A 21,535-nucleotide genomic window follows, 5' to 3' on the forward strand; every position below is an offset into this window, starting at 1 on the left:
TACTGCGATACTTTCTGCGGGTAAAGCCACTGCGGTCAAAAAACTCTAGTAATTGAATGCTCGCCTTACGTCCAAGTCCAATCATGTCCTTAAATTCACTCGTTTCAATTTTGCCCTCTGCAGCTACATGCTGACGCACTAAATTGGCATACTGACAAAGCTGCTCGCTGAGCAAATATCGGTCTTTCACGACAGCGGTAATAAAACCCTGCTGCACTAATTGAAAACACAATAAGCGCAACTTAGCTGGGTCAAGCTCAAGGTATTCGCCCATTTCGGTCACCCATATCGGTGTAGTTTGTTGCGCTAGCCAAGGTGCTAACCTTTGCCAACATTGCTGCGCATCGGCATCTAATACTATTTTGTGTTCAGCAAGCTGCAACAAAGCGCCGCGCAGCACCATTCGGCCTTCTTGGCATAGCGTGTCGAGCACTTTATTGGCTAATTCTGGCGGTAAAACACTGTGGATCATCCGCTGTAGACGACTACGGCCTAACCCAAGTTGATCAGGATGTTGTTGATGGTATTCGCCCAGTAAATGTAGAAATTGCTGTTTTTCTTGTTCGAGTAAACTTACGGCAATAGCATAACCGCCAAGTCGCACTAGGCCTGCTTGAGCCAGTAACGTGGCAAGGCCTTCATCGGTCAGTTGCCAACGCCAAGCGAGTTCAGCTTCGGGCAATGCTTGGCTTTGGCCTAATAATGCCAAAGCCGAGACAGCCTGATTCATGTTGGCTAATTGCTGCAGCGCATTGACTCGTTCAGGCGTGCGTTTTTTACGATTAGGCACCTTGAGTGACAGCACCCGCCCTGCACCTAAGGTTTGTTTACCGCCTATATGACGCAGCACAATACGGTCGTCTTGACAGAGTAATAACGGTTTTTCAAGCACAAGCTCCGCCAGACAAAACCCTTGTTCATCCACTTCATTGAGTAGCGAGACGCGGCCTAAGGTATGATCGCCGCCGTGATGGCAACTGACATTTTGCCAATGTACTAGACCATCGATACCTGAATAATCAAACGTGCGGATATGCACCACGGGACGAGTACAGGGCTCAGCTTGGGGTAAGCTGCTCAGCCAATCACCGCGTTCTGGAGCGCGATGGCTATCGACTCCGGCTAAATTAAGTGCGACACGCGTACCCGTCACTGCGCTTTGCGCTTCTTGTCCTTGGCAATGAATGCCACGCACCCTGAGTTTGCCTTTTTGTGCTGAGCTGTAGAGACTATCGCCGATGCACACTCTGCCGCTAATGACGGTGCCAGTCACCACGCAGCCAGCACCTTTAACATTAAAGGCGCGATCGAGTGTCATTCTAAAACTGCTTACATCTTCGCTGCGTAATGACTCTTGTGCTGCAATATCAAGGATATGAGCGCGCAGTGCTGCGATACCGTTAGTCTGCTGCTCATCAAATTGACTGGCCGCAACCTCAAAAATGCGACTGGCATTCATCGCATAGTCTGCCAACAGAGCCTGACCTTGCGCGGCAACTTGCGCAGCTCTTTCGCTATCGACTAAATCTCGCTTGGTTAACACTAAGGTCAAGCTAGTTAGAGGTAAAAGGGCCAGAATCTGTAAATGTTCGCGGGTTTGCGGCATCACACCATCATCACAGGCTAATACCAATAATGCGTGGCGAGCATGACTGACGCCCACCAGCATATTGTTGATAAATTTTTCATGGCCAGGGACATCAATAAAAGCGAGGCGTGAGCCATCATTCAATGGCATAAAGGCATAACCCAAATCAATAGTCATACCGCGGCGTTTTTCTTCTGGTAAGCGGTCGGTGCCCATGCCTGTTAATGCTTGAATGAGTGTACTTTTACCGTGATCAACATGGCCTGCCGTGACAATAATCATAACTGCACCCCTAGAGTACTTAGCTCAGCAAGCAGCTCCGCCTCATTGTCGATTCCACGTAAATCTAATCTGAGTTGATCGTTACTCATGCGGCCAATCACGGGTCGTTCGGCTTGCTTAAAATGCTGTTCTAACAAGCTTAAACTGCCGCCCTTTAAGGCGGTAAAACACAAGGCGACGGATGGCAAAAAGGTATCGGGTTGCGAGCCACTACCCACCTGAGTTTGGCAGTCTTGTAATTCAATGCCATAAGCAGGCTGAAACAGTGGTATCAGTGCCTGCTGTAATCGCTGGCCTATTTGCCTGAGCGTATCTTGGCTACGGGCAAATTTCGCCATAATCGGCAATTCAGTATCTAAGGTTTCTGGCGTGAGGTAATGGATTAAGGTGGCTTCTAGCGCCGCTAAAATCAGCTTGTCGCAGCGTAATGCGCGTTTAAGAGGATGACTTTGCAATTGATTAATCAACGACTGTTTGCCGACAATTAAGCCTGACTGAGGCCCACCTAATAATTTGTCACCCGAAAAACTCACTAAATCAACCCCGTCCAGTAGCATGGCCTGCGGGGTAGGTTCTTGTTTAAGACCAAAACGGCGTAAATCGGTGAGTGAGCCACTGCCCAGATCTGAGATTAATGCAATACCGCGCTCGCGACATAACTCACCCAGCTTGGCCTCTTCTACCGCCGCGGTAAAACCACTGATGTGATAGTTACTGGTATGAACCTTCATGATGGCGGCAGTATTTTCAGTAATGGCTTGCTCGTAATCTTTAAGATGAGTGCGGTTGGTACTGCCTACTTCCACTAAGGTACAACCTGCTTGACGCATGATGTCGGGGATACGAAATGCTCCGCCAATTTCCACCAGCTCACCGCGAGAAACGATGACTTCTTTCCCCGCCGTTACCGCAGATAACATCAACAATACAGCGGCAGCATTATTGTTAACCACACAACAGGCCTCTGCTCCAGTAAGGCGATGGATCAAACCACTAATGGCATTATCGCGATGGCCACGTTCTCCTGCGGCTAATTCAAATTCTAGCGGTGTTGGGTAACGCATTACCGAGCTGACCGCTTTAATGGCGGCTTCCGACTGCTGGGCGCGGCCAAGATTGGTATGCAAAATCGTACCCGTAAGGTTCCACACCGGTTTTAGGCTGTGGCAATAGTCTCTTGACAGTTGATCAACCAAGCATCCGTGCAATTGCGCGGGGTCAGAACACCAATTTGGTAAGCGGTGCTCCTGACTAATTAACGTGCGCGCAGCATGTAAATGCCCATCCAACGCCGCCTTTACCGCCGCCTTACCGTAGGTCTGCTGCAATTGTGCAAAGCTCGGCTTTGCCAATAGGCTGTCCATTGAAGGTAAAGCGCGATACAGGGCTTGTGGCGTGTCGGGTGCTTGGGTCATCATCTGTGTCATCTTTAGTGTGCTAAAAAAGGAAGGACTTGCATTATCACAAGCCCCTCCCACATTCACTTGAACTACTCGGTTTCATGGGCCAGTAGGAGTGGATTGACGGTTGTCGCCCCAAACCCTTTGGCATTAAGCTCTTTATCCAGTATCAAGGTTGCCAGATCGTCAGCCGCCACATCCATTAAGGGTGACTTTTCGATAAACATCATTTTGGTATAGCCATGACATTCATCGCAGCTTTCAATCCGCACTTGCGCTTGTGCATCGTCGAGCGACCAAATTGTCATTTCTTTATCTTGGCCACAACTCGTGCAATGGGCGCGAATGTAATGCCATTCGCTCTCACACAAACTGCAATGCAGATAACGTAAGCCTGCTCGAGGCTCATCGACAATAACGCTCGCCACCGGATGACTGCCGCAAATGGGACACAAGCTTTGTTGTTTCAGCTTGCGTTGATCCATACGCTTGATCACCATGGGTGCCCAATGGGACCAATAAAGCCCCATCGCCGCCCACAGGAACAGGCTAAAACGCGCGGGAGCATCACTCATGCGCCCTTCGCGTAATGCGCGTCCCCACGTACTTAACTGCTCAGGAGATTGCTGCATCAGCAAACGCACTACCCGTGCAACGGATTCATCCACCTGCGGTAGCAGATCGCTTAACAGTTGCTGTAGTAGTCCTTGCCAGTAGCTATCCACCTCTGAGCCCAAATGAGAAAGCGGAATGGCCCCTTCTTTCCCCCAAGAGAGTAGCTGACCGAAATCAGCCTCCTTTGCCAGTCTGGCTTGTATAGACACCACACGGCGGCATAGCTCAAAGTAGTCAGCCAGCGGCGAGTCCTTGGCCAGCGTCAGCAAACGTTGGGCCCTTCTGTGATACACAGCATGGGGATCCACCGCTTTAATATGTTTCAGTTCCAGCGGCGATTCGCTGCCGGGGACCATAGGTATCTCGGCTGTTTGACTCATTAGTGTTTTTTCTCCACGTCTGAATGTTCATCTAACATCAAAGGGTGATGCTTACGACACCAAGCTTTAGAAACTTTGCCGTAAAGCATGCCCGCGACCGAACCTTCCACCCACGTTGCCATCCAAAAGTGCACTATCACGAATATCATCATGATCAAGGCACAAATCGCATGTAACAGAATGGCCCAGCCCACTACTACGCCCGAAAAATACGGTGCAAAGTAAGGCTGCCACATCATGATCCCAGTCACGGTTAAGACGATTGAGGTCACCACAAAGGTACGAAATAATACCTTTTGACCCGGGTTGTAATGGCCGATAGGTGGGATACCCTCCTCGTTCTCGAACATCACATCCTTAATCGCCAACATCCATTTGAGATCGTTCTTTTCCCATTTGTTGTGATGGTAATAACGCGCCAACAGCAACATTAAGGGTAAACACATCATCAAACCGGCAATGGGGTGAATGAAGCGCGCCAATTGGGGTGTTCCTGCTATCGCTCCCATCCATTGAAAGGAAGGAAAAAAGATAGAGAAGCCAGTGAGAAAGGTCACTAAGCCCACGGCAACAATGAACCAATGACAAATGCGATCAAACAGCTTATGACGCACTATCATTTCTTGCTTATCATGCTTGCTCATTGGTCATCCTCCTCTTTGTCCTTCACCTCTTCCTCTGGAGGCTGATAACCCGGCTGATCCTCTTCCACTATGTTTCGACCCACAGTGATCTTGTGTAAACAAGCCACGGCAGCCGTTGCAATTAGGCCCGCTGCACCGAGCGGTTTCACCCAGTCTTGCCACAAGGTGACAGACAATGGGATCTGTGGATCAACAGGCATGTTATAGCTATCAGGCTGAGTGATATCATGTAATATCATCATCATCGCCGTGCCGCCCACGCCTTCTGGGTTGTAGAGTCCGGCTTTTGGAAAGCCTTTTTCTTTCAGTTCAGCCACGCGCTTCTCGGAATAGAACAACATGTCCTCACGGGAGCCAAAACGCAGGGCTCCGGTGGTGCATGACTTCACACAGGAAGGTTCTAATCCGACCGCTAAACGGTCAGAACACATAGTGCACTTGTAAGCTTTGTTGTCCTTAGGGTCGATTTTTGGCACATCGAAGGGACACGCACTGGCGCAGTAACCGCAACCAATACATTTGTCTGAATCAAAGTCCACCACGCCATTGGCATGTTGAATAATCGCTCCTGAGGTCGAACAGGCTTTTAAACAAGCCGGATCAGCACAGTGCATACAAGCTGAGTGGGTAAATTGCCAACGTAGCTTGTTGCTTTCCATCACCTCATGAAACTCCATCAGGGTCCAACACTGGCCTGATAGTGACATGGGGTTTTGGTAACTACCCTGGAACGTACCCACTTCTTCCCGTAGATCATTCCACTCTGAACACGACACTTGGCAGGCTTTACAGCCATTACACTTAGTGGCGTCAAACAGCTTGGCGACCTGCTCCGACGAGTTACGACCTTTCGCTGCTGGCGTCATCCCTGAAGTTCCAGAGCGGCGGATAATGTCTTGTGATGCCATAATCAGATCCCCTCAGCTTTAGTGATGTTAACCAAAAATGCTTTGAACTCAGGCACCTGTGTATTTGCATCACCGACTTCTGTGGTAAGCACGTTACAGGAGTAACTTTTACGAGTTAACGCATTATGGCTGCCGTGACGGGGTAACCCGACTGTATGAACTAACTGGCCATTCACCTTTAACGGTTGCAGACGTTTAGTCACTAACGCTTTGGTTTGTATACTGCCGCGCTTAGAGCTGACAGTGACCCAATCACCGTTAGCAATCCCTTTCTCGGCCGCTAACACTTCGTCCATTTCGACAAAGGTTTCAGGCATAGAAATCGCCGCTAAACGAGCATGGGTTGACCAGAAGTTAAAGTGCTCAGTCACACAATAAGTCGTCGCCACATAGGGGAAGTCTTTATGTGAACCTAAGGTTTCTTTTACGCCCGGTAACATACGCACCGCTGGGTTACTGGTCACTTTGTGCAGTGGGTTCACCCCAATAGGTGACTCCATCGGCTCGTAGTGCTCAGGGAACGGACCTTCGGCCAACAGTTTGAGGGCAAAGAAACGACCCACACCTTCCGGCTGCATGATGAAAGGACCCGCCGATTGCTGTGGCGTTAACTTCATATTGAAGTCGCCCACATCAATGCCGTGCCACTTGCCATCAACCCATTCAACGATTGTGCGTTTAGGATCCCAAGGTTTACCGTTGAGGTCACATGATGCACGGTTGTACAGCACGCGGCGGTTAGCTGGCCATGCAAATGCCCAACCCGGTGTTACCCCTTTACCTGACGGATCATGGTTATCGCGTCGGGCCATTAAGTTGCCTTCTTCGGTCCAAGAACCCGCATAAATCCAACAAGCACTTGCCGTGCTGCCATCATCTTTAAGCTCTGCAAAACTACTAATTTGACGGTTAGTCAGCAGATCTTTACCGTTAAGCTCACGGGCCACTTCTTCAGCATGTGGTGACAATGGGTTATGGTAATCCCAGCTAATGGCATTTAATGGTTCAGGCAATTTACCGCCTTCTTGCTTGTACAGCTTGCGCATTTCCATCAACACACCAGAGAGGATTTCCGCATCTGGTTTAGCTTCACCCGGTGGGTTAGCCCCTTTCCAATGCCACTGCATCCAACGACCAGAGTTCACAATCGAACCCTCTTCTTCGGCAAAACAGGTTGTCGGTAGACGGAACACTTCAGTCATGATTTCAGCAGGATTAACCTCGTTGAAACCATCGGCGTTTTGCCAGAAGGTTGCGGTTTCCGTTGCCAGAGCATCAAGTACCACCATATATTTAAGATTACTCAATGCTTTGAGTACCTTATTACGGTTTGGCATAGAGTTAATGGCGTTAACACCTTGGATAATGTAACCATTTACTTCACCGTGATAGGCCATATCTAAGTGTTTAGTAAAGTCGTATTGTTTATCCCATTTAGGTACCCAGTCATAACCAAAGTCATTGGCAGCTGTCGCGTTATCACCCCAGTAACTCTTCATTTGTGAAATAAAGAATTTAGGATAATTTTGCCAGTAGTTGGTCTGATCGGGACGCAATGCAAGCGGCGTATTATGCTTAAGATAAGTCTTAAGATCGGTGTCTTTATCACTTGGTAACTTAAGGTAGCCAGGTAAGCTTTGACACAGTAATCCCATGTCTGTCGCGCCTTGCACGTTAGAGTGACCACGTAGTGCGTTAACACCACCACCCAGCACACCAATGTTACCCAGCAGTAATTGCACCATCGCCATAGAGCGAATGTTTTGTGAGCCTTTAGTGTGGTGAGTCCAACCTAAGGCATACATAAACGTCGCCGCTCGGTCGTGGGTATGCGTGCTACCAATTTGTTGGCAAACCACTTCATAATCCGCAATCGGCGTACCGGTAATATTGCTTACTGTTTCAAAATCGTAACGATCCACATGCTGCTTCATTAAATTCCACACACAACGTGGATTTTCAAAGCTAGGATCGATTTTAGCGTGACCTTCTTCGTCTAATTCGTAATACCAAGACTCTTTATCGTAGCTATCGGTTTCTTCATTAAAACCACTAAACAGACCTTCATTGAAGGAGAAGTCTTCACGAACTATGTAACCTGCGTTGGTATACGCTTTTACGTAATCGTAGTTAACCTGTTTAGTTTCAATCAGATAACGGATAACCCCTAATAAGAAGGCAATATCGGTACCTGAACGTAAAGGTGCGTAGTAATCAGCTACCGCAGCGCTACGGGTAAAGCGTGGATCAACCACTATTAATTTGGCGTTGTTATGTTGCATTGCTTCCGTTACCCAGCCGAATCCGACAGGGTGAGCCTCTGCAGCGTTACCGCCCATAATAATAATGACGTTAGAGTTTTTAATATCGATCCAGTGGTTGGTCATGGCACCACGTCCAAATGTCGGAGCAAGACTTGCTACCGTTGGAGAGTGTCAGTTACGCGCAATAGTATCGATTGCAACTAGGCCCAATGCCCGTGCAAATTTTTGGGTGATATAGCCACCTTCGTTCGGCATAGCCGACGAGGTCATCATCCCGGTGCTTAGCCAACGGTTAACCGTCGTCCCAGCGGAGTTCTTTTCAATTAAATTCGCATCACGATCATTTTTTAGCAGGCGAGCAATACGCTGAAACGCATCATCCCAACTAATACGCGTCCATACATTACTGCCTGGCGCACGATATTCTGGGTATTTAAGACGGTTCGGACTATTAACATAATCCACCAAACCAGCACCCTTAGGACATAAAGCCCCACGGTTCACTGGATGATCTGCATCCCCTTCGATATGGAAAATAGTTTGCTCGGCATTCTTGCCATTACTACCCTTGCTATACATCAACAATCCACAACCCACTGAGCAATAACAGCAGTTATTGCGGGTTTCTTTCGCGCTAATGAGTTTGAACTCGCGAACGGCCGCATAGGCCTTTTCGGACATCAATCCCAACGCTGAAATTGCTGAAGTGGCAGCTCCGGCAGCACACAGTTTAAAAAACTGGCGTCTGTTCATAGCGTCCTCTCACACTCTTGTCGTTATGAGTCTGGTGATTGCAATGGTAAAATTTGCAACCGACTGAGTGAGCCTCGTTAAAGACCACACTTAATTTGAGATTATCCTAAAATAGAAATTAGATAACAAATAATGACACGAGATCTAGATCGCAAATCACCAACCACAAAACTAAAGACTGAAAACAAGACCGAAATACACTACAAATAGAATTTAAAACCAATTTAAACAGACAAGACAAGATTAAAACCCAAAATAAGCACATAGACATATTGTCACACACCAAGAGTACAAATAGTCCCTCTGGTGATGCATTTGGTTATTAAAAAAATTAGTAACCATCAAATAATGAATATGCGAACACTTGAAAAGGTTGTTTTTTGTACAGAAGCAAAATCAAAAACTGACAATGTAAAGAAAAGTGAAAAAAATAACCTGTCCGCGGTGTTAAAAGCCCTCAAAGTACAAAGTTAAAAATCCTTAAAAATGGACAGAAAGCATAAAAAAAGGCTCAAGCTAATTGCTTGAGCCCACACTTTCAGTATTTTTATGCGCTGCTACAGGTTAATAATTTCCCGTATCGAACCATTTAAACACTGGGTAGTGTTCCTGCTGGCAAATACAGGTTAAAGCTGGCGCAATAAAGTAAATCAGTAGCCGCCTCGATATCGGGGGCAAAGTATCTGTCTTTATCGTAATAAGCGACCACTTCACGTAATTCGGCTTTGGCCTTAGCCACGGCTGAACTTGGCGCTAACGGCGCACGAAAATCCAACCCCTGCGCTGCCGCTAACCATTCAATCGCTAATACGCCGCGGGTATTTTCGCTCATATCACGTAAACGGCGCGCCGCAAAGGTCGCCATAGACACATGATCTTCTTGGTTGGCCGAGGTAGGTAAACTATCTACCGACGCGGGATGGGCGTAAGTTTTATTCTCTGACGCCAATGCCGCGGCTGTCACTTGGGCAATCATAAAGCCTGAGTTCACCCCACCATTTTTCACTAAAAATGGTGGTAGTTTCGACAGGCTCGAATCGATTAATAGTGCGATACGACGCTCGGCAATGGAGCCTAGTTCAGCAATCGCAATCGCTAAGTTATCCGCCGCCATAGCAACAGGTTCGGCGTGGAAGTTACCGCCCGAAATAATATCGCCCGTGTCTTGGAACACTAATGGATTATCGGTGACACCATTGGCCTCAGTGCCTAACACATCGGCTGCGTGGCGGATTTGTGTCAAACAGGCACCCAATACTTGCGGTTGGCAACGTAGTGAATAAGGATCTTGCACCTTTTCACAATTAGCATGACTGATGCTAATTTCTGACTCTTCACCCAGTAGATGACGAAATACCCTAGCTGAATCGATTTGACCTTTCTGACCACGCGCCGCATGGATGCGAGGATCAAACGGGCTACGGCTGCCCATAGCGGCTTCAACGCTCATCGCACCAATCACACTGCTTGCGGCAAACAAGTCTTCGGCATGGAATAACCCTTCGAGCGCCAGCGCGGTAGATGCCTGCGTGCCGTTAAGCAGTGCTAGCCCTTCTTTGGCGGCTAAATCGATAGGCTTAAGGCCGGCGATGGCTAAACCTTCGGCTGCCGAAATTAACTCACCTTGGTAGCTCATCTCGCCTTCACCGAGCATAGGCAAACACATGTGAGCCAGTGGCGCTAGGTCACCCGATGCGCCGACTGAGCCTTTTTCTGGCACGCAGGGATAGACCTGTGCGTTGACTAAACGGATTAAAAAGTTAATCACTTCTAAGCGAATACCTGAAAAACCACGGCTTAATGAGTTAATTTTTAACACCATCATCAAGCGCACTGTAGCATCTTGCATATATTGCCCCGTTCCCGCTGCGTGCGACAACACGATAGAGCGTTGTAATAGTTGCAAATCTTCAGGTGCAATTTTGGTATTGGCTAATAAACCAAAGCCAGTATTGATACCGTAAACAGTACGGCCTTCATCCAATACTTTTTGCACGATTTGCGCGCTGGTATTGATGTCGGTAATGGCCTCCGGTGCCAATTCAAGCGTCAGCTTATGGCGGCTGATTTCGCGTAATTGCGCTAGGCTCAAGCTGCCCGGTGTTAACACTAAGTGGTTCGCTGATTTCATATTTTGTATTCCCGTTTTTATTCTAGTTATTATTTCCGGTGAGCATAGGTAAGTCTAAGCCCTGATCAACGGCGCAATCTTTGGCCATCTCATAACCCGCATCGGCATGGCGCATCACGCCTGTCGCTGGGTCATTCCACAGTACGCGGCCGACACGTTTTGCCGCCGCATCGGTACCGTCACACACAATCACTACGCCCGAATGTTGGCTAAAGCCCATACCCACGCCGCCACCGTGGTGCAATGAAACCCAAGTTGCGCCGCTGGCGGTGTTAAGTAGCGCATTGAGTAATGGCCAATCGGACACCGCATCTGAGCCATCGAGCATAGATTCGGTTTCGCGGTTAGGGCTGGCAACAGAGCCAGAATCTAAGTGATCACGGCCAATAACGATGGGCGCCGACAACTCACCATTTTTGACCATTTCGTTAAACGCCAACGCCAAGCGAGCACGATCTTTTAAGCCCACCCAACAAATACGCGCTGGCAAACCTTGAAAGGCAATACGCTCACGCGCCATGTCTAACCAATTGTGTAGGTGTGGGTTATCAGGAATGAGCTGTTTAACTTTAGCGTCGGTCTTGTAAATATCTTCAGGATCACCAGATAGCGCTACCCAACGGAATGGGCCAATACCTTCGCAGAACAGCGGACGAATATAAGCGGGTACAAAACCAGGAAAATCAAAGGCGTTTTCAACGCCCATTTCAAACGCCATTTGACGAATATTGTTACCGTAATCCAGCGTGGCCGCACCCGCAGTTTGTAAGTCGAGCATCGCTTGTACTTGCACTGCCATCGAGGCTTTAGCAGCTTTGACGACGCCCGCTTCGTCGGTTTTGCGCATGGCTGACACTTGCGCCATAGTCCAACCCTGCGGCAGATAACCGTTGAGTGGATCGTGGGCAGAGGTTTGGTCGGTCACGACATCGGGCGTAACGCCGCGCTTAACTAGCTCGGCAAACACATCGGCGGCGTTTGCCAGCAAGCCCACAGATACAGGCTTGCCTGCGGCATTGGCCGCATCAATCATGGCTAATGCTTCATCAAGCGTAGTGGCTTTTTTATCGACATAGCGAGTACGTAAGCGAAAATCGATACGGGTTTCGTCGACTTCACAGGCTAACACCGAGAAGCCCGCCATAGTGCCCGCTAAAGTTTGTGCGCCGCCCATGCCGCCTAACCCGCCAGTGAGGATCCATTTGCCTTTCGCTATGCCGTCAAAATGCTGTTTTGCCACCGACACAAAGGTCTCGTATGTGCCTTGAACTATGCCTTGAGTGCCAATGTAAATCCAAGAACCCGCCGTCATCTGGCCGTACATTGCCAAACCTAGCTTATCTAACTCGTTGAAATGCTCCCAATTCGCCCAATGTGGCACTAGGTTTGAGTTAGCGATTAACACCCGCGGCGCATCACTGTGGGTGCGAAACACGCCTACCGGTTTACCCGATTGCACTAACAAGGTTTCGTCATCTTCGAGGCGTTGTAAGACCTCGATGATTTTGTCGTAACAATCCCAATCGCGGGCAGCACGGCCGATACCGCCATAGACAACTAAGTCCTCAGGCCGCTCGGCGACATCGGGATGTAAGTTATTCATTAGCATGCGCATTGGCGCTTCAGTTAGCCAGCTTTTGCAGCTTAATGTTGTTCCATGCGGCGCAATAATACGGCGGCTAGGGTCGTGTCGCTTGTCCATAAATATCCTCTTCAACCTGTGGTGTTCATCCGTTAACGCGGTAGAACTATTTATAATTGTATTGTTTTTATTGTGTATTTCTTAATAAGGGTACAACGTGTTATTGATATGAAATCTACTTACTAAAGGTTAAATGGCCACCAAGCTTAAAGCGGCTTCCGGGGTGAACTAATCGTGCAAAACTGACAACGCCTTGCCGTGACCAAGTGCGGCGTAAAATCTGTAAACAAGGTTCTGTCGCTGGAATCGCTAACCTTTGTTGTAATTCGCTATTGGCAATAACCGCCTCAATCGTATGGTGTGCTTCGGTGAGCGGCGCTACCTGTGATAAATATTCGTGTGGTGTTTGCAGGCTAAAATCTTGCAATAAATAGTCCGGCACTAATGCGGGATTCACATAGCGTTCTTCAACTTGCAGCGGTAAGCCTTGCTCGCAATGCACTAATATTGAATGAAAAATAGGGCTATCTAAATCAACTTCGAGCGCTATAGCGATAGCTGCTGAAGCATTCATTTGCCGTAATAAAAGTTGCTGCACGCTGTAGCCATGGCCGCGGTCTTTGATCTCGTCGGCAATATTGCGAATTACCAGCATGGACGATTGCGATTTACGCCCCGCCACAAAGGTGCCTAGCCCTTGCGAGCGTTCAAGTACGCCGTTATCGGTTAGTTCAGTCAGCGCACGCCGCGCCGTCATCCGGCTACAGGTAAACAATTCAGCGAGTTGATTCTCAGACGGTACACGGGCATTTTCTTCCCACTCGCCCGATTCGATACAGCCGATAATGTATTGCTTAATTTCGGCAAACTTAGGAATAGCCAAAACATTTCCTTTAAACTGAGAGAATAAATGCGAGCGAATAACCTCACGCTAGCGAATGTAACGACGCTTTCAAACGATTAAAATAGCGGCTACAATCCTAGCTTGTATATACAAGCAAATACAAGCTAGCTCACATAATTTTCAATGATAACGACTGCGCAGGGGCAAAATGTCAACGCAGCGAGGGGAACACATGTCTTGGGATCAGGTTTGGATTGACGTTAACTTAGCCACTATGGACCCTTCCATATCAACACCTTATGGCGCGATTACTAACGCGGCCATCGCAGTCAAACAGGGCAAAATTGCTTGGCTTGGCCCACGTAGCGAACTGCCCGCCTTTGATGTATTGGCAACCCCCGTTTACCGAGGCAAAGGTGGCTGGATAACCCCTGGATTGATTGACGCCCACACACACTTAATTTTTGCCGGTAATCGCGCCAATGAATTTGAATTACGCTTACAGGGCGCCAGTTATGAGGATATAGCCCGCGCCGGTGGCGGTATTATTTCTACTGTTAAAGCCTGCCGTGATGCCGATGAAGCAGAATTGTTTGAGCTCGGCCGCCAGCGTTTAAACGCACTTGCTAAAGAAGGGGTAACTACGGTTGAAATTAAGTCAGGCTATGGCTTAGATACTGAAACTGAATTAAAAATCCTCCGCGTTGCCCGAGAATTAGGTGAACATCACCATGTGGATGTCAAAACGACTTTTCTCGGCGCCCATGCTATTCCGCCAGAATATAAAGACAATAGCGATGGCTATGTTGACTTGATTATCAACGAGATGCTGCCAGCCGTGATCGCCGAGAATCTGGCCGATGCGGTAGATGTATTCTGCGAAAATATTGCGTTTAATCTCGAACAAACTGAGCGTGTACTCAGCGCAGCTAAAGCGGCGGGATTAGAGATTAAACTCCATGCAGAGCAGTTAACCAATATGGGCGGCTCAGCATTGGCGGCGCGGCTTGGCGCTAAGTCTGTAGATCATATTGAATATTTAGATGAAGCAGGCGTTAAAGCCTTAAGTGAAAGTGGCACCTGCGCTGTGCTACTACCGGGCGCATTTTACTTTTTACGCGAAACGCAAAAACCACCTATCGATTTACTGCGCCAATACGGTGTACCTATGGTGCTCGCCAGCGACTTTAACCCAGGCTCATCGCCTATTTGCTCAACCCTGCTGATGCTGAATATGGGCTGCACCTTATTCCGCTTAACCCCAGAAGAAGCCTTAAAAGGGCTCACCTTAAACGCCGCTAAAGCCCTAGGGATTGAAGATAGAGTTGGTAGTTTAGTGGTTGGCAAACAAGCCGATTTTTGCCTGTGGGATATCGCCACTCCTGCGCAGTTAGCCTACAGCTATGGCGTAAACCCCTGCAAAGATGTAGTGAAAAATGGCGTGTTAGTACATCAGTAACATAAAAGAACTCGCCACAAATGCAGGATACACCGCAAGTAAGATAAGGTCGCTAAATCAAATATAGTGACCTTATCTTTATTAAGAATTTATAGCACTTTCGTGCTGCTCATCTTCTTGCTTTACCAACTTGTGCTCACCCTCATTACAACCAATTTTCCAGTAGCTTGATGTATAAAAATGACTCTTAGGTAATGTATGCGCTTGCTTAAAATGTCTTCTTAGCGCGCGCATACTGTTAAATTCGCAGGCAATCCACACGGCTGGCTCACCAGCAAACCAAGGTAATTGGGCTATTTTCTCAACCAAAGGGCGACCTTCAGGATCAGCTTCTGGGTTTATTACCCAATGCAGCTCAACATTTTCAGGGTGTATTAAAGGCTGAATGTCGGCTTCATTTAGCACTTCAATCACGGCGTAACCGACGGCATCTGTTGGTAAAAGTGCCAAATTGACACTAATGGCCGGCAACGCAGTCATATCACCGGCGAGTAAAAACCAATCAGCCTCAAGATTGATCAGTTTTTTAAGCCCAGGGCCACCAATTTGAATCATATCGCCCACTTGCGCTGTTTTTGCCCAACCTGATGCGGGTCCGTCGGTATCGTGTAGTACAAAATCCACATCAATTTCATTATCGCGTTGCTGACGAATAGTGTAGGTGCGCATCAATGGACGCTCATCTGCCTGTGGGAATAACAACTTAATATAAGCACTCTCTTGATTGATTGGAAAACCCGCTAATCCGGCGCCACCTAAACTGATGCGTAGCATATGCGGAGTAATATAAGTGCGGCGGATAACTTGTAACTCACGTGGCGGCGGCTTATTCATTGCTATTCTCCTCAATTGAAGGCTCTACAGCTGCGTGTTCTGCCATTAGCTGTGATGCAATACTTACTTTTTCCACAGAGCTTTTACGCTCAGTAGACAATCTTTTTTGCGTTACGCTATTCGCGCTAAATGTCTCGTCGACACTCTTACTTATTCTATTGGCAAGTTGAATAAAAGTAGCAACTTCATCGGGGCTGAGAGCCTGTGTCATGTGCGCGACTGTTTTGCGCTCAGCGATATTGACCTGCCTCATGATTTTTTCCCCCTCAGCCGTTGGGCGCAGTAACTGGCTACGACCATCTTTAGGGTTATCCAGTTTAGTGATTAAGCCACTGTGCTGCAGCTCATTGAGCACTCGAGTGATTTGTGCTTTATCCCGTTGCATCCGCAGGGCAATAGACTGAGCCGTTGATTCTGGATTACGACAAATCCCTTTTAATGCACGGATATGAGTGACAGGTAAATCAACCTCTTGCGCGGCAATATCACTACGTAATTGTTTTTTATAGGCGTGGACTAAGGTGTGCAAGGTTTCGCTAAGTGACAATAACGGCATAACAAGCCCTCTCAATAGTTGACTATATCAACAATATTGCATTTGATTGACTGAGTCAACTATCTCGAGTGGTTGAGAATGGCATATCGCTTAACATTTAAGGCAAAGCTTGTACGCCCTAAGTGATGTACAGCAAATAAGCATATTTTTATGATTAAATCGGAAAAATGTCCGTTTTTTTATAGAAAAAATCCTCAATGATTCATCTACAACAAAAATGATCTTCTACAAAAATGATGGATTGACCTATGTCTACACTAATGAGCTGTATCGGTGTTGCTGTTCTGATTTTGATTGGTTACTTATTCTCTGAGAATAAACGCCATGTAAAATTTAAAACGATTGGGGGTGCATTAACACTGCAAATTTTACTGGGTGCATTTGTAATGTTTGTACCAGTAGGCGTCACCATTATTGAAGCCATGAGTAGTGGCGTCAACAGTGTTATCGCTTTCTCAAATGCGGGATTAAGCTTTGTTTTTGGCGACTTAGCCAATTATAAGGTGGGGTTCGTTTTTGTAATCAACGTCCTATGTGTCGTGATATTTATCTCTGCATTAATTTCTGTTCTGTACTATTTAAAGGTGATGCAGTTTGTCATCAATATTATTGGTGGCGCGCTTGCCAAAGTATTAGGCACCAGTAAAGCAGAATCACTCTCGGCCACAGCCAATATCTTCGTCGGCCCGATTGAAGCGCCTTCGATGGTGCGTCCACTGGTAAAAAATATGACTCGTTCAGAGTTATTTGCCGTGATGACGGGCGGATTAGCCAGTGTTGCCGGTGGCACTATGGTGGGTTACATCAACTTAGGCATTGATCCTAAATATATTCTTACCGCTTGTTTTATGACCGCGCCAGCGGGTCTGTTATTTGCCAAGTTACTGTGTCCGCAAACGGAACAACATTTAGTCAAAGATGAAATCGAAATCGATGCGGCTGAGCAACCTAAAGGTTTACTCGAAGCCATTACCGATGGTTCATTAATGGGAATGAATCAAGTCATCACTGTTACCGCATTATTAGTGTCATTTGTCGCGCTTATCGCTTTATTAAACGGACTCCTTGGCGGTTTTGGTCACTTGTTCAGTATCGATAATCTTACGCTAGAAATGATCATTGGTTACCTACTGTCACCACTGGCATTTTTAATGGGTGTACCTTGGTCAGAGGCAATACAAGCGGGTTCAATTATTGGCCAAAAGATTGCCATTAATGAGTTTGTTGCTTACATCCACTTTTTAGAAATCTCCAGCACCCTTTCAGATAAAACACAGGCAATTGTCGTGTTCAGTCTGTGTGGATTTGCCAATATTGGCTCCCTTGCCATGGTCGTCGGTGGTATCGCTGCTATGTGTCCAGATAAAAGAGAAATTATCTCTCAAATTGGTCCAAAAGTTCTCTTAGCAGCGATTTTAGCCAATTTAATGTCTGGCACGATTGCTGGCGGCCTAGTGTCTTTAATATAAATTTTGAGGTAAAACATGTCGACTCCACATATCAATGCAAATCCAGGTGATTTTGCAGAAACCATTATCATGTCAGGCGATCCACTACGAGCAAAGCTCATTGCGGAAACCTATTTAGAAGACGTTAGAGAAGTCACGAATATTCGTGGAATGCTAGGCTTTACAGGCAAATATAAATCTAAAGCTATTTCTGTTATGGGCCATGGTATGGGTGCACCTTCAGCCTCTATCTACTTTCATGAACTCATGACCACTTTTGGCGTGAAAAACTTTATTAGAGTCGGTAGTTGCGGTGCGATATCAGATAATATCCACTTAAAAGATTTAATTGTGGCTATGGGCGCCTCAACGGATTCTAAAACAAATCGAATTCGATTTTTAGACCATGACCTTGCCGCTATTGCAAACTTTGAGCTATTACAAGCGTGTTATGAGGTATTAAAAACAACCTCAGTTACGTTTAAAGTCGGTAATGTATTTTCATCGGATCTCTTTTATCGCCCTAATGAAGATGATTACACTGTAATGGCAAAATATGGCGTGCTCGGTGTCGAGATGGAAGTGAATGCGCTTTATACACTTGCTGCTGAACATCAATGCCGCGCGCTCGCACTGTGCACAGTAACAGACCATATTACTCGCCATGAGTATTTAACCGCTGATGAACGCAGAACCGATCTGCACGAAATGGTTAAAGTCGCATTAGAAACCGCACTTAAAATATAACTAACTTCATGTAGCTATATAAAATAAATATTAATAAGTGGCTAATATCTTTAGCCACTTATTAAATATAAATAACGTCAAACCGCTCAACTAACAGCCAAAATATTACATCTCTAAGTATAGATTGCTATTCAATACCGCAAGCGTATAATTAAATGTTAAATTACACGTTATTGAATATAATACAGATACTTATGGAAGATATTACTACTATTGTTAAGGCTATGGGTATTGCAGAGATTAAGTACAGTAAGAATACCTACTTACTTAGACAATCTAAGCAAGTGTCAGAACTATTATTTTGTGAGAATGCGAGCCTAACAATATCTTATATCAACTCAAGTGGTAATGAATTTATTCTAAAAGTGGAAGATGACTATACTGGTTTTTTAGGGGAGATGGAGTTTTTCCAAGAAAACAATAGTTCTTTATTTAGTGTAAGATCTAACAAATCAGGTTCATTATATCGAATATCAAAAGCTAGCTTCATAAAAATTGTAGAAAAAAATTCAGATATGTTTATGTATATTACTTCTTTAATTACTAAACGATACAATAGAAATATGCACGAACTTATTAGTAACCTCACACAACCCACTAAAGCCAGCATTATCAATCAAATATTAGAAGCAAAAAACTTAGCTAACGAAGAACAGTTTAAATTATCTTCCACATTAGGCGCTAAAAAACTCGGTATTACAACGCGCTCATATCGACGTATTATTAATGAGTTAATTCAAGAAGGGAAGATTATAAAAAATAAACCTTTTTACCAAATAATAGATCTTTAATCGCAAGCCTAGTTTATTACCACGCCTTACCCTCTATCTTCTGCAATATAAAGACTCTGTCATTCAATCTATATAACGTTAATGATTAATATCTGACAGAACAGCTATCTTATGTTCTACTCACAAAATACGATTTCAACAGCAACATTCCTATCACTTTGATGCTGAGTCTAATTTCACGAGTAACCATATGAAAAAAATAATAAATATCTTAATGATAAGTTTATTAGTCACCGCCTGTGGTGAACCAAGCGCCACCAACACTGAAACGCCCGCAACGAAGCTAGGCGAAAACACCACCACAGCTGGGCACAGCCTAAATTTAAAACAGCAATTAACCGTAATCACTCAACACTATTTTGCCCTCAGACCAGAAATTGCCACCTATTTTGGCGTCTCCGATATTGATGCGGGTAAAAACATCATGTCTAAACTTACAAACTACAGTCCATCTGGTGAAAACCACCGGCGCAAAGGCCTTAACGCAATATTAAATGAGCTAAATGCCATTGATACTGCGACACTCAACACTTCAGAAAATATCAGTCTTAATGCTATAAAGTCAGAGATTAAAGGCGCACTGTTACCTGCCAAGGCCGTGGCTTACGGTACTGTACTAGGTGAATACGGCGTATGGTTTTTACCTTATACAGTTAGCCATTTATCAGGGCTGCATATTGAATTTCCTGGTTATATGGAAGATAAGTTTGCTGTAAACAATAGTGCTGAAGCGAAGGCGTATTTAACCCGTTTAAGCATGTATCCTGCGGCGATGGGCACGTTGATCGATAAATTAAATTTAGATGCACAAATGGGAGTGATCCCACCTGATTTTGTCATCGATAAAACGATTGCCAGCTTACAGCAACAACTCAATGGCATGGCCGCTGAGCATCCACTTGTCACCAGTTTTAACGAAAAATTACTGACTGCAGAGGTAACAGACCGTGAAGCACTAGGGCAATCGGCCGCCGAATTGGTCGAAAGCAAATACTATCCTGCTACGCGCCAACTGATTTCCGCACTCAACAATATACGCCCGAAGGCATCACATAATGCTGGTATCGGACACTTGCCCCAAGGCAAAAAACTATATCAAACCATGATTCAGCATCTGGCGAACTCAGATAAAACTGCCGAACAAATTCATCAACTTGGTCTGTCTGAAGTGGCACGCATTTGCACAGAAATGGACGGTTTACTAAAAAAGGTCGGCTATAACGAAGGTACTGTAGGCGAGCGCATGCAGGTGCTATTAAACGACCCTCAATATTTATACCCAGATACGGCTGAAGGTAAACAACAGTTACTGGCCGATATTCATGCCGATCTTGCACAGGTAAACGCCAAACTGCCGCTGTGGTTTAGCCATTTACCGGCTCAAGAAGTCGCAGTAGAAGCAGTGCCGGATAGTCGTGCAGCATCAACTAGCGGTGCACTTTACGATGCCCCATCGCAAGATGGCTCACGTAAAGGAACATTTTGGATAAGCTTGTACGATATGGCCGCATTACCCTCTTACTCGCTGCAAACTTTAACCTACCACGAAACTAACCCTGGCCATCATTTGCAAACACTCATAGGTTTGTCAGACCAGTTACCACTACTCAGTAGCATTTTTTACTCTAATGCCGCTGGCGAAGGCTGGGCTTTGTACGCCGAACGCTTAGCATCCGAAATGGGTATTTACGCTGACAATCCCATCAACGATATTGGCCGCTTACAATCGGAACTACATCGCGCGGTGCGTTTGGTGGTCGATACAGGTATACACGCTAAAGACTGGAGCCGTGAACAAGCAATTGATTACATGGTCACAACTGAAGGTATTCATCTTTCCGAGGCTACGGCTGAAATCGAACGCTACGTGGTTTGGCCTGCTCAAGCATTGGGTTACAAACTCGGCGAGCTAAAAATTATCGAGCTACGTGAAAAAGCTAAACAAGCTTTGGGGGATAAGTTTGATATCAAAGTGTTCCACGACCGCCTGCTTGAAAACGGCGCTTTACCATTAGATTTGATGGAGCAAAAAATTAATCAGTGGCTAGCTTCGGTTAAAGCAGTCTAAGCGTAATTAGCTGACACCTAGCACGCCGCTCATAACTCATCGCACCGCAATGACATGCATCAATATTGACGCTGTACATACAAAAAAGGGGCAACCGCTATCTCGGTTGACCCTTTTTTATCGTGCTGGCCAGATACTCATATTCACGTTTTGGAAGGTTTGAGAAGACTTATTCTTGCTC

15 protein-coding genes and 1 pseudogene are annotated in these 21,535 nt (G+C 46.2%); 5 read left to right on the plus strand and 11 right to left on the minus strand.

Features of this window, described 5'->3' with window-relative positions; translation table 11 throughout:
* Positions 1 to 46: 46 nt before the first annotated feature.
* The 9 genes and pseudogenes from selB to hutC form a co-directional block, all read right to left on the minus strand.
* A pseudogene (selB, locus tag BW947_RS19070) lies at positions 47 to 1,870 on the minus strand (selenocysteine-specific translation elongation factor); the annotation flags it as partial.
* Positions 1,867 to 3,288 (minus strand): L-seryl-tRNA(Sec) selenium transferase, encoded by a 1,422-nt coding sequence (selA, locus tag BW947_RS05760; RefSeq protein WP_107884615.1) that lies wholly within the window; start codon positions 3,286 to 3,288, stop codon positions 1,867 to 1,869. The gene selA and the pseudogene selB, both read right to left, overlap by 4 nt.
* Positions 3,289 to 3,359: 71 nt before the next feature.
* Positions 3,360 to 4,265, minus strand: a complete 906-nt coding sequence (gene fdhE, locus BW947_RS05765) for a formate dehydrogenase accessory protein FdhE (protein ID WP_076497406.1) — start codon at positions 4,263 to 4,265, stop codon at positions 3,360 to 3,362.
* Positions 4,265 to 4,909, minus strand: a complete 645-nt coding sequence (locus BW947_RS05770; protein WP_076497408.1) for a formate dehydrogenase subunit gamma — start codon at positions 4,907 to 4,909, stop codon at positions 4,265 to 4,267. The genes fdhE and BW947_RS05770 overlap by 1 nt, the downstream gene beginning before the upstream one ends.
* The gene (fdxH, locus tag BW947_RS05775) at positions 4,906 to 5,817 is read right to left on the minus strand and encodes a formate dehydrogenase subunit beta (RefSeq protein WP_076497410.1); all 912 of its coding nucleotides are present in this window, start codon (positions 5,815 to 5,817) and stop codon (positions 4,906 to 4,908) included. The genes BW947_RS05770 and fdxH overlap by 4 nt, the downstream gene beginning before the upstream one ends.
* A 2-nt stretch (positions 5,818 to 5,819) precedes the next feature.
* Positions 5,820 to 8,834, minus strand: a complete 3,015-nt coding sequence (gene fdnG, locus BW947_RS05780; RefSeq protein ID WP_143562206.1) for a formate dehydrogenase-N subunit alpha — start codon at positions 8,832 to 8,834, stop codon at positions 5,820 to 5,822.
* Between the two features lie 589 nt (positions 8,835 to 9,423).
* A complete protein-coding gene (gene hutH, locus BW947_RS05790) occupies positions 9,424 to 10,965 on the minus strand; it encodes a histidine ammonia-lyase (protein ID WP_076497417.1) in 1,542 nt (513 codons plus the stop codon).
* 22 nt (positions 10,966 to 10,987) lie between these two features.
* Entirely contained in the window at positions 10,988 to 12,667 is a 1,680-nt protein-coding gene (gene hutU / locus BW947_RS05795) for a urocanate hydratase (protein ID WP_076497419.1), read from the minus strand.
* 115 nt (positions 12,668 to 12,782) lie between these two features.
* Complete coding sequence (gene hutC / locus BW947_RS05800) at positions 12,783 to 13,490, minus strand: histidine utilization repressor (protein ID WP_076497421.1); 708 nt, start codon at positions 13,488 to 13,490, stop codon at positions 12,783 to 12,785.
* Positions 13,491 to 13,683: 193 nt separating this feature from the next.
* On the opposite strand from hutC, the gene hutI reads away from it, so the two are divergent.
* The gene (gene hutI / locus BW947_RS05805) at positions 13,684 to 14,910 is read left to right on the plus strand and encodes an imidazolonepropionase (RefSeq protein ID WP_076497424.1); all 1,227 of its coding nucleotides are present in this window, start codon (positions 13,684 to 13,686) and stop codon (positions 14,908 to 14,910) included.
* Positions 14,911 to 14,991: 81 nt separating this feature from the next.
* Here hutI and BW947_RS05810 read toward each other — a convergent pair whose 3' ends face one another.
* Positions 14,992 to 15,744: a siderophore-interacting protein gene (locus BW947_RS05810; RefSeq protein WP_076497426.1), complete on the minus strand. Its 753-nt coding sequence runs from the start codon at positions 15,742 to 15,744 to the stop codon at positions 14,992 to 14,994.
* The gene (locus BW947_RS05815) at positions 15,737 to 16,300 is read right to left on the minus strand and encodes a MarR family winged helix-turn-helix transcriptional regulator (RefSeq protein ID WP_076497428.1); all 564 of its coding nucleotides are present in this window, start codon (positions 16,298 to 16,300) and stop codon (positions 15,737 to 15,739) included. The genes BW947_RS05810 and BW947_RS05815 overlap by 8 nt, the downstream gene beginning before the upstream one ends.
* A 248-nt stretch (positions 16,301 to 16,548) precedes the next feature.
* On the opposite strand from BW947_RS05815, the gene BW947_RS05820 reads away from it, so the two are divergent.
* The 4 genes from BW947_RS05820 (at position 16,549) to BW947_RS05835 (ending at position 21,354) form a co-directional block, all read left to right on the plus strand.
* Complete coding sequence (locus BW947_RS05820; RefSeq protein ID WP_076497430.1) at positions 16,549 to 17,769, plus strand: NupC/NupG family nucleoside CNT transporter; 1,221 nt, start codon at positions 16,549 to 16,551, stop codon at positions 17,767 to 17,769.
* Positions 17,770 to 17,784: 15 nt separating this feature from the next.
* A complete protein-coding gene (deoD, locus tag BW947_RS05825) occupies positions 17,785 to 18,495 on the plus strand; it encodes a purine-nucleoside phosphorylase (RefSeq protein WP_076497432.1) in 711 nt (236 codons plus the stop codon).
* A gap of 194 nt (positions 18,496 to 18,689) precedes the next feature.
* A complete protein-coding gene (locus BW947_RS05830; protein ID WP_076497434.1) occupies positions 18,690 to 19,286 on the plus strand; it encodes a Crp/Fnr family transcriptional regulator in 597 nt (198 codons plus the stop codon).
* A gap of 190 nt (positions 19,287 to 19,476) precedes the next feature.
* A complete protein-coding gene (locus tag BW947_RS05835) occupies positions 19,477 to 21,354 on the plus strand; it encodes a DUF885 domain-containing protein (protein WP_076497436.1) in 1,878 nt (625 codons plus the stop codon).
* Positions 21,355 to 21,535: the final 181 nt, after the last annotated feature.

The organism is Shewanella morhuae, assembly GCF_900156405.1.
Lineage (GTDB): Bacteria > Pseudomonadota > Gammaproteobacteria > Enterobacterales > Shewanellaceae > Shewanella > Shewanella morhuae.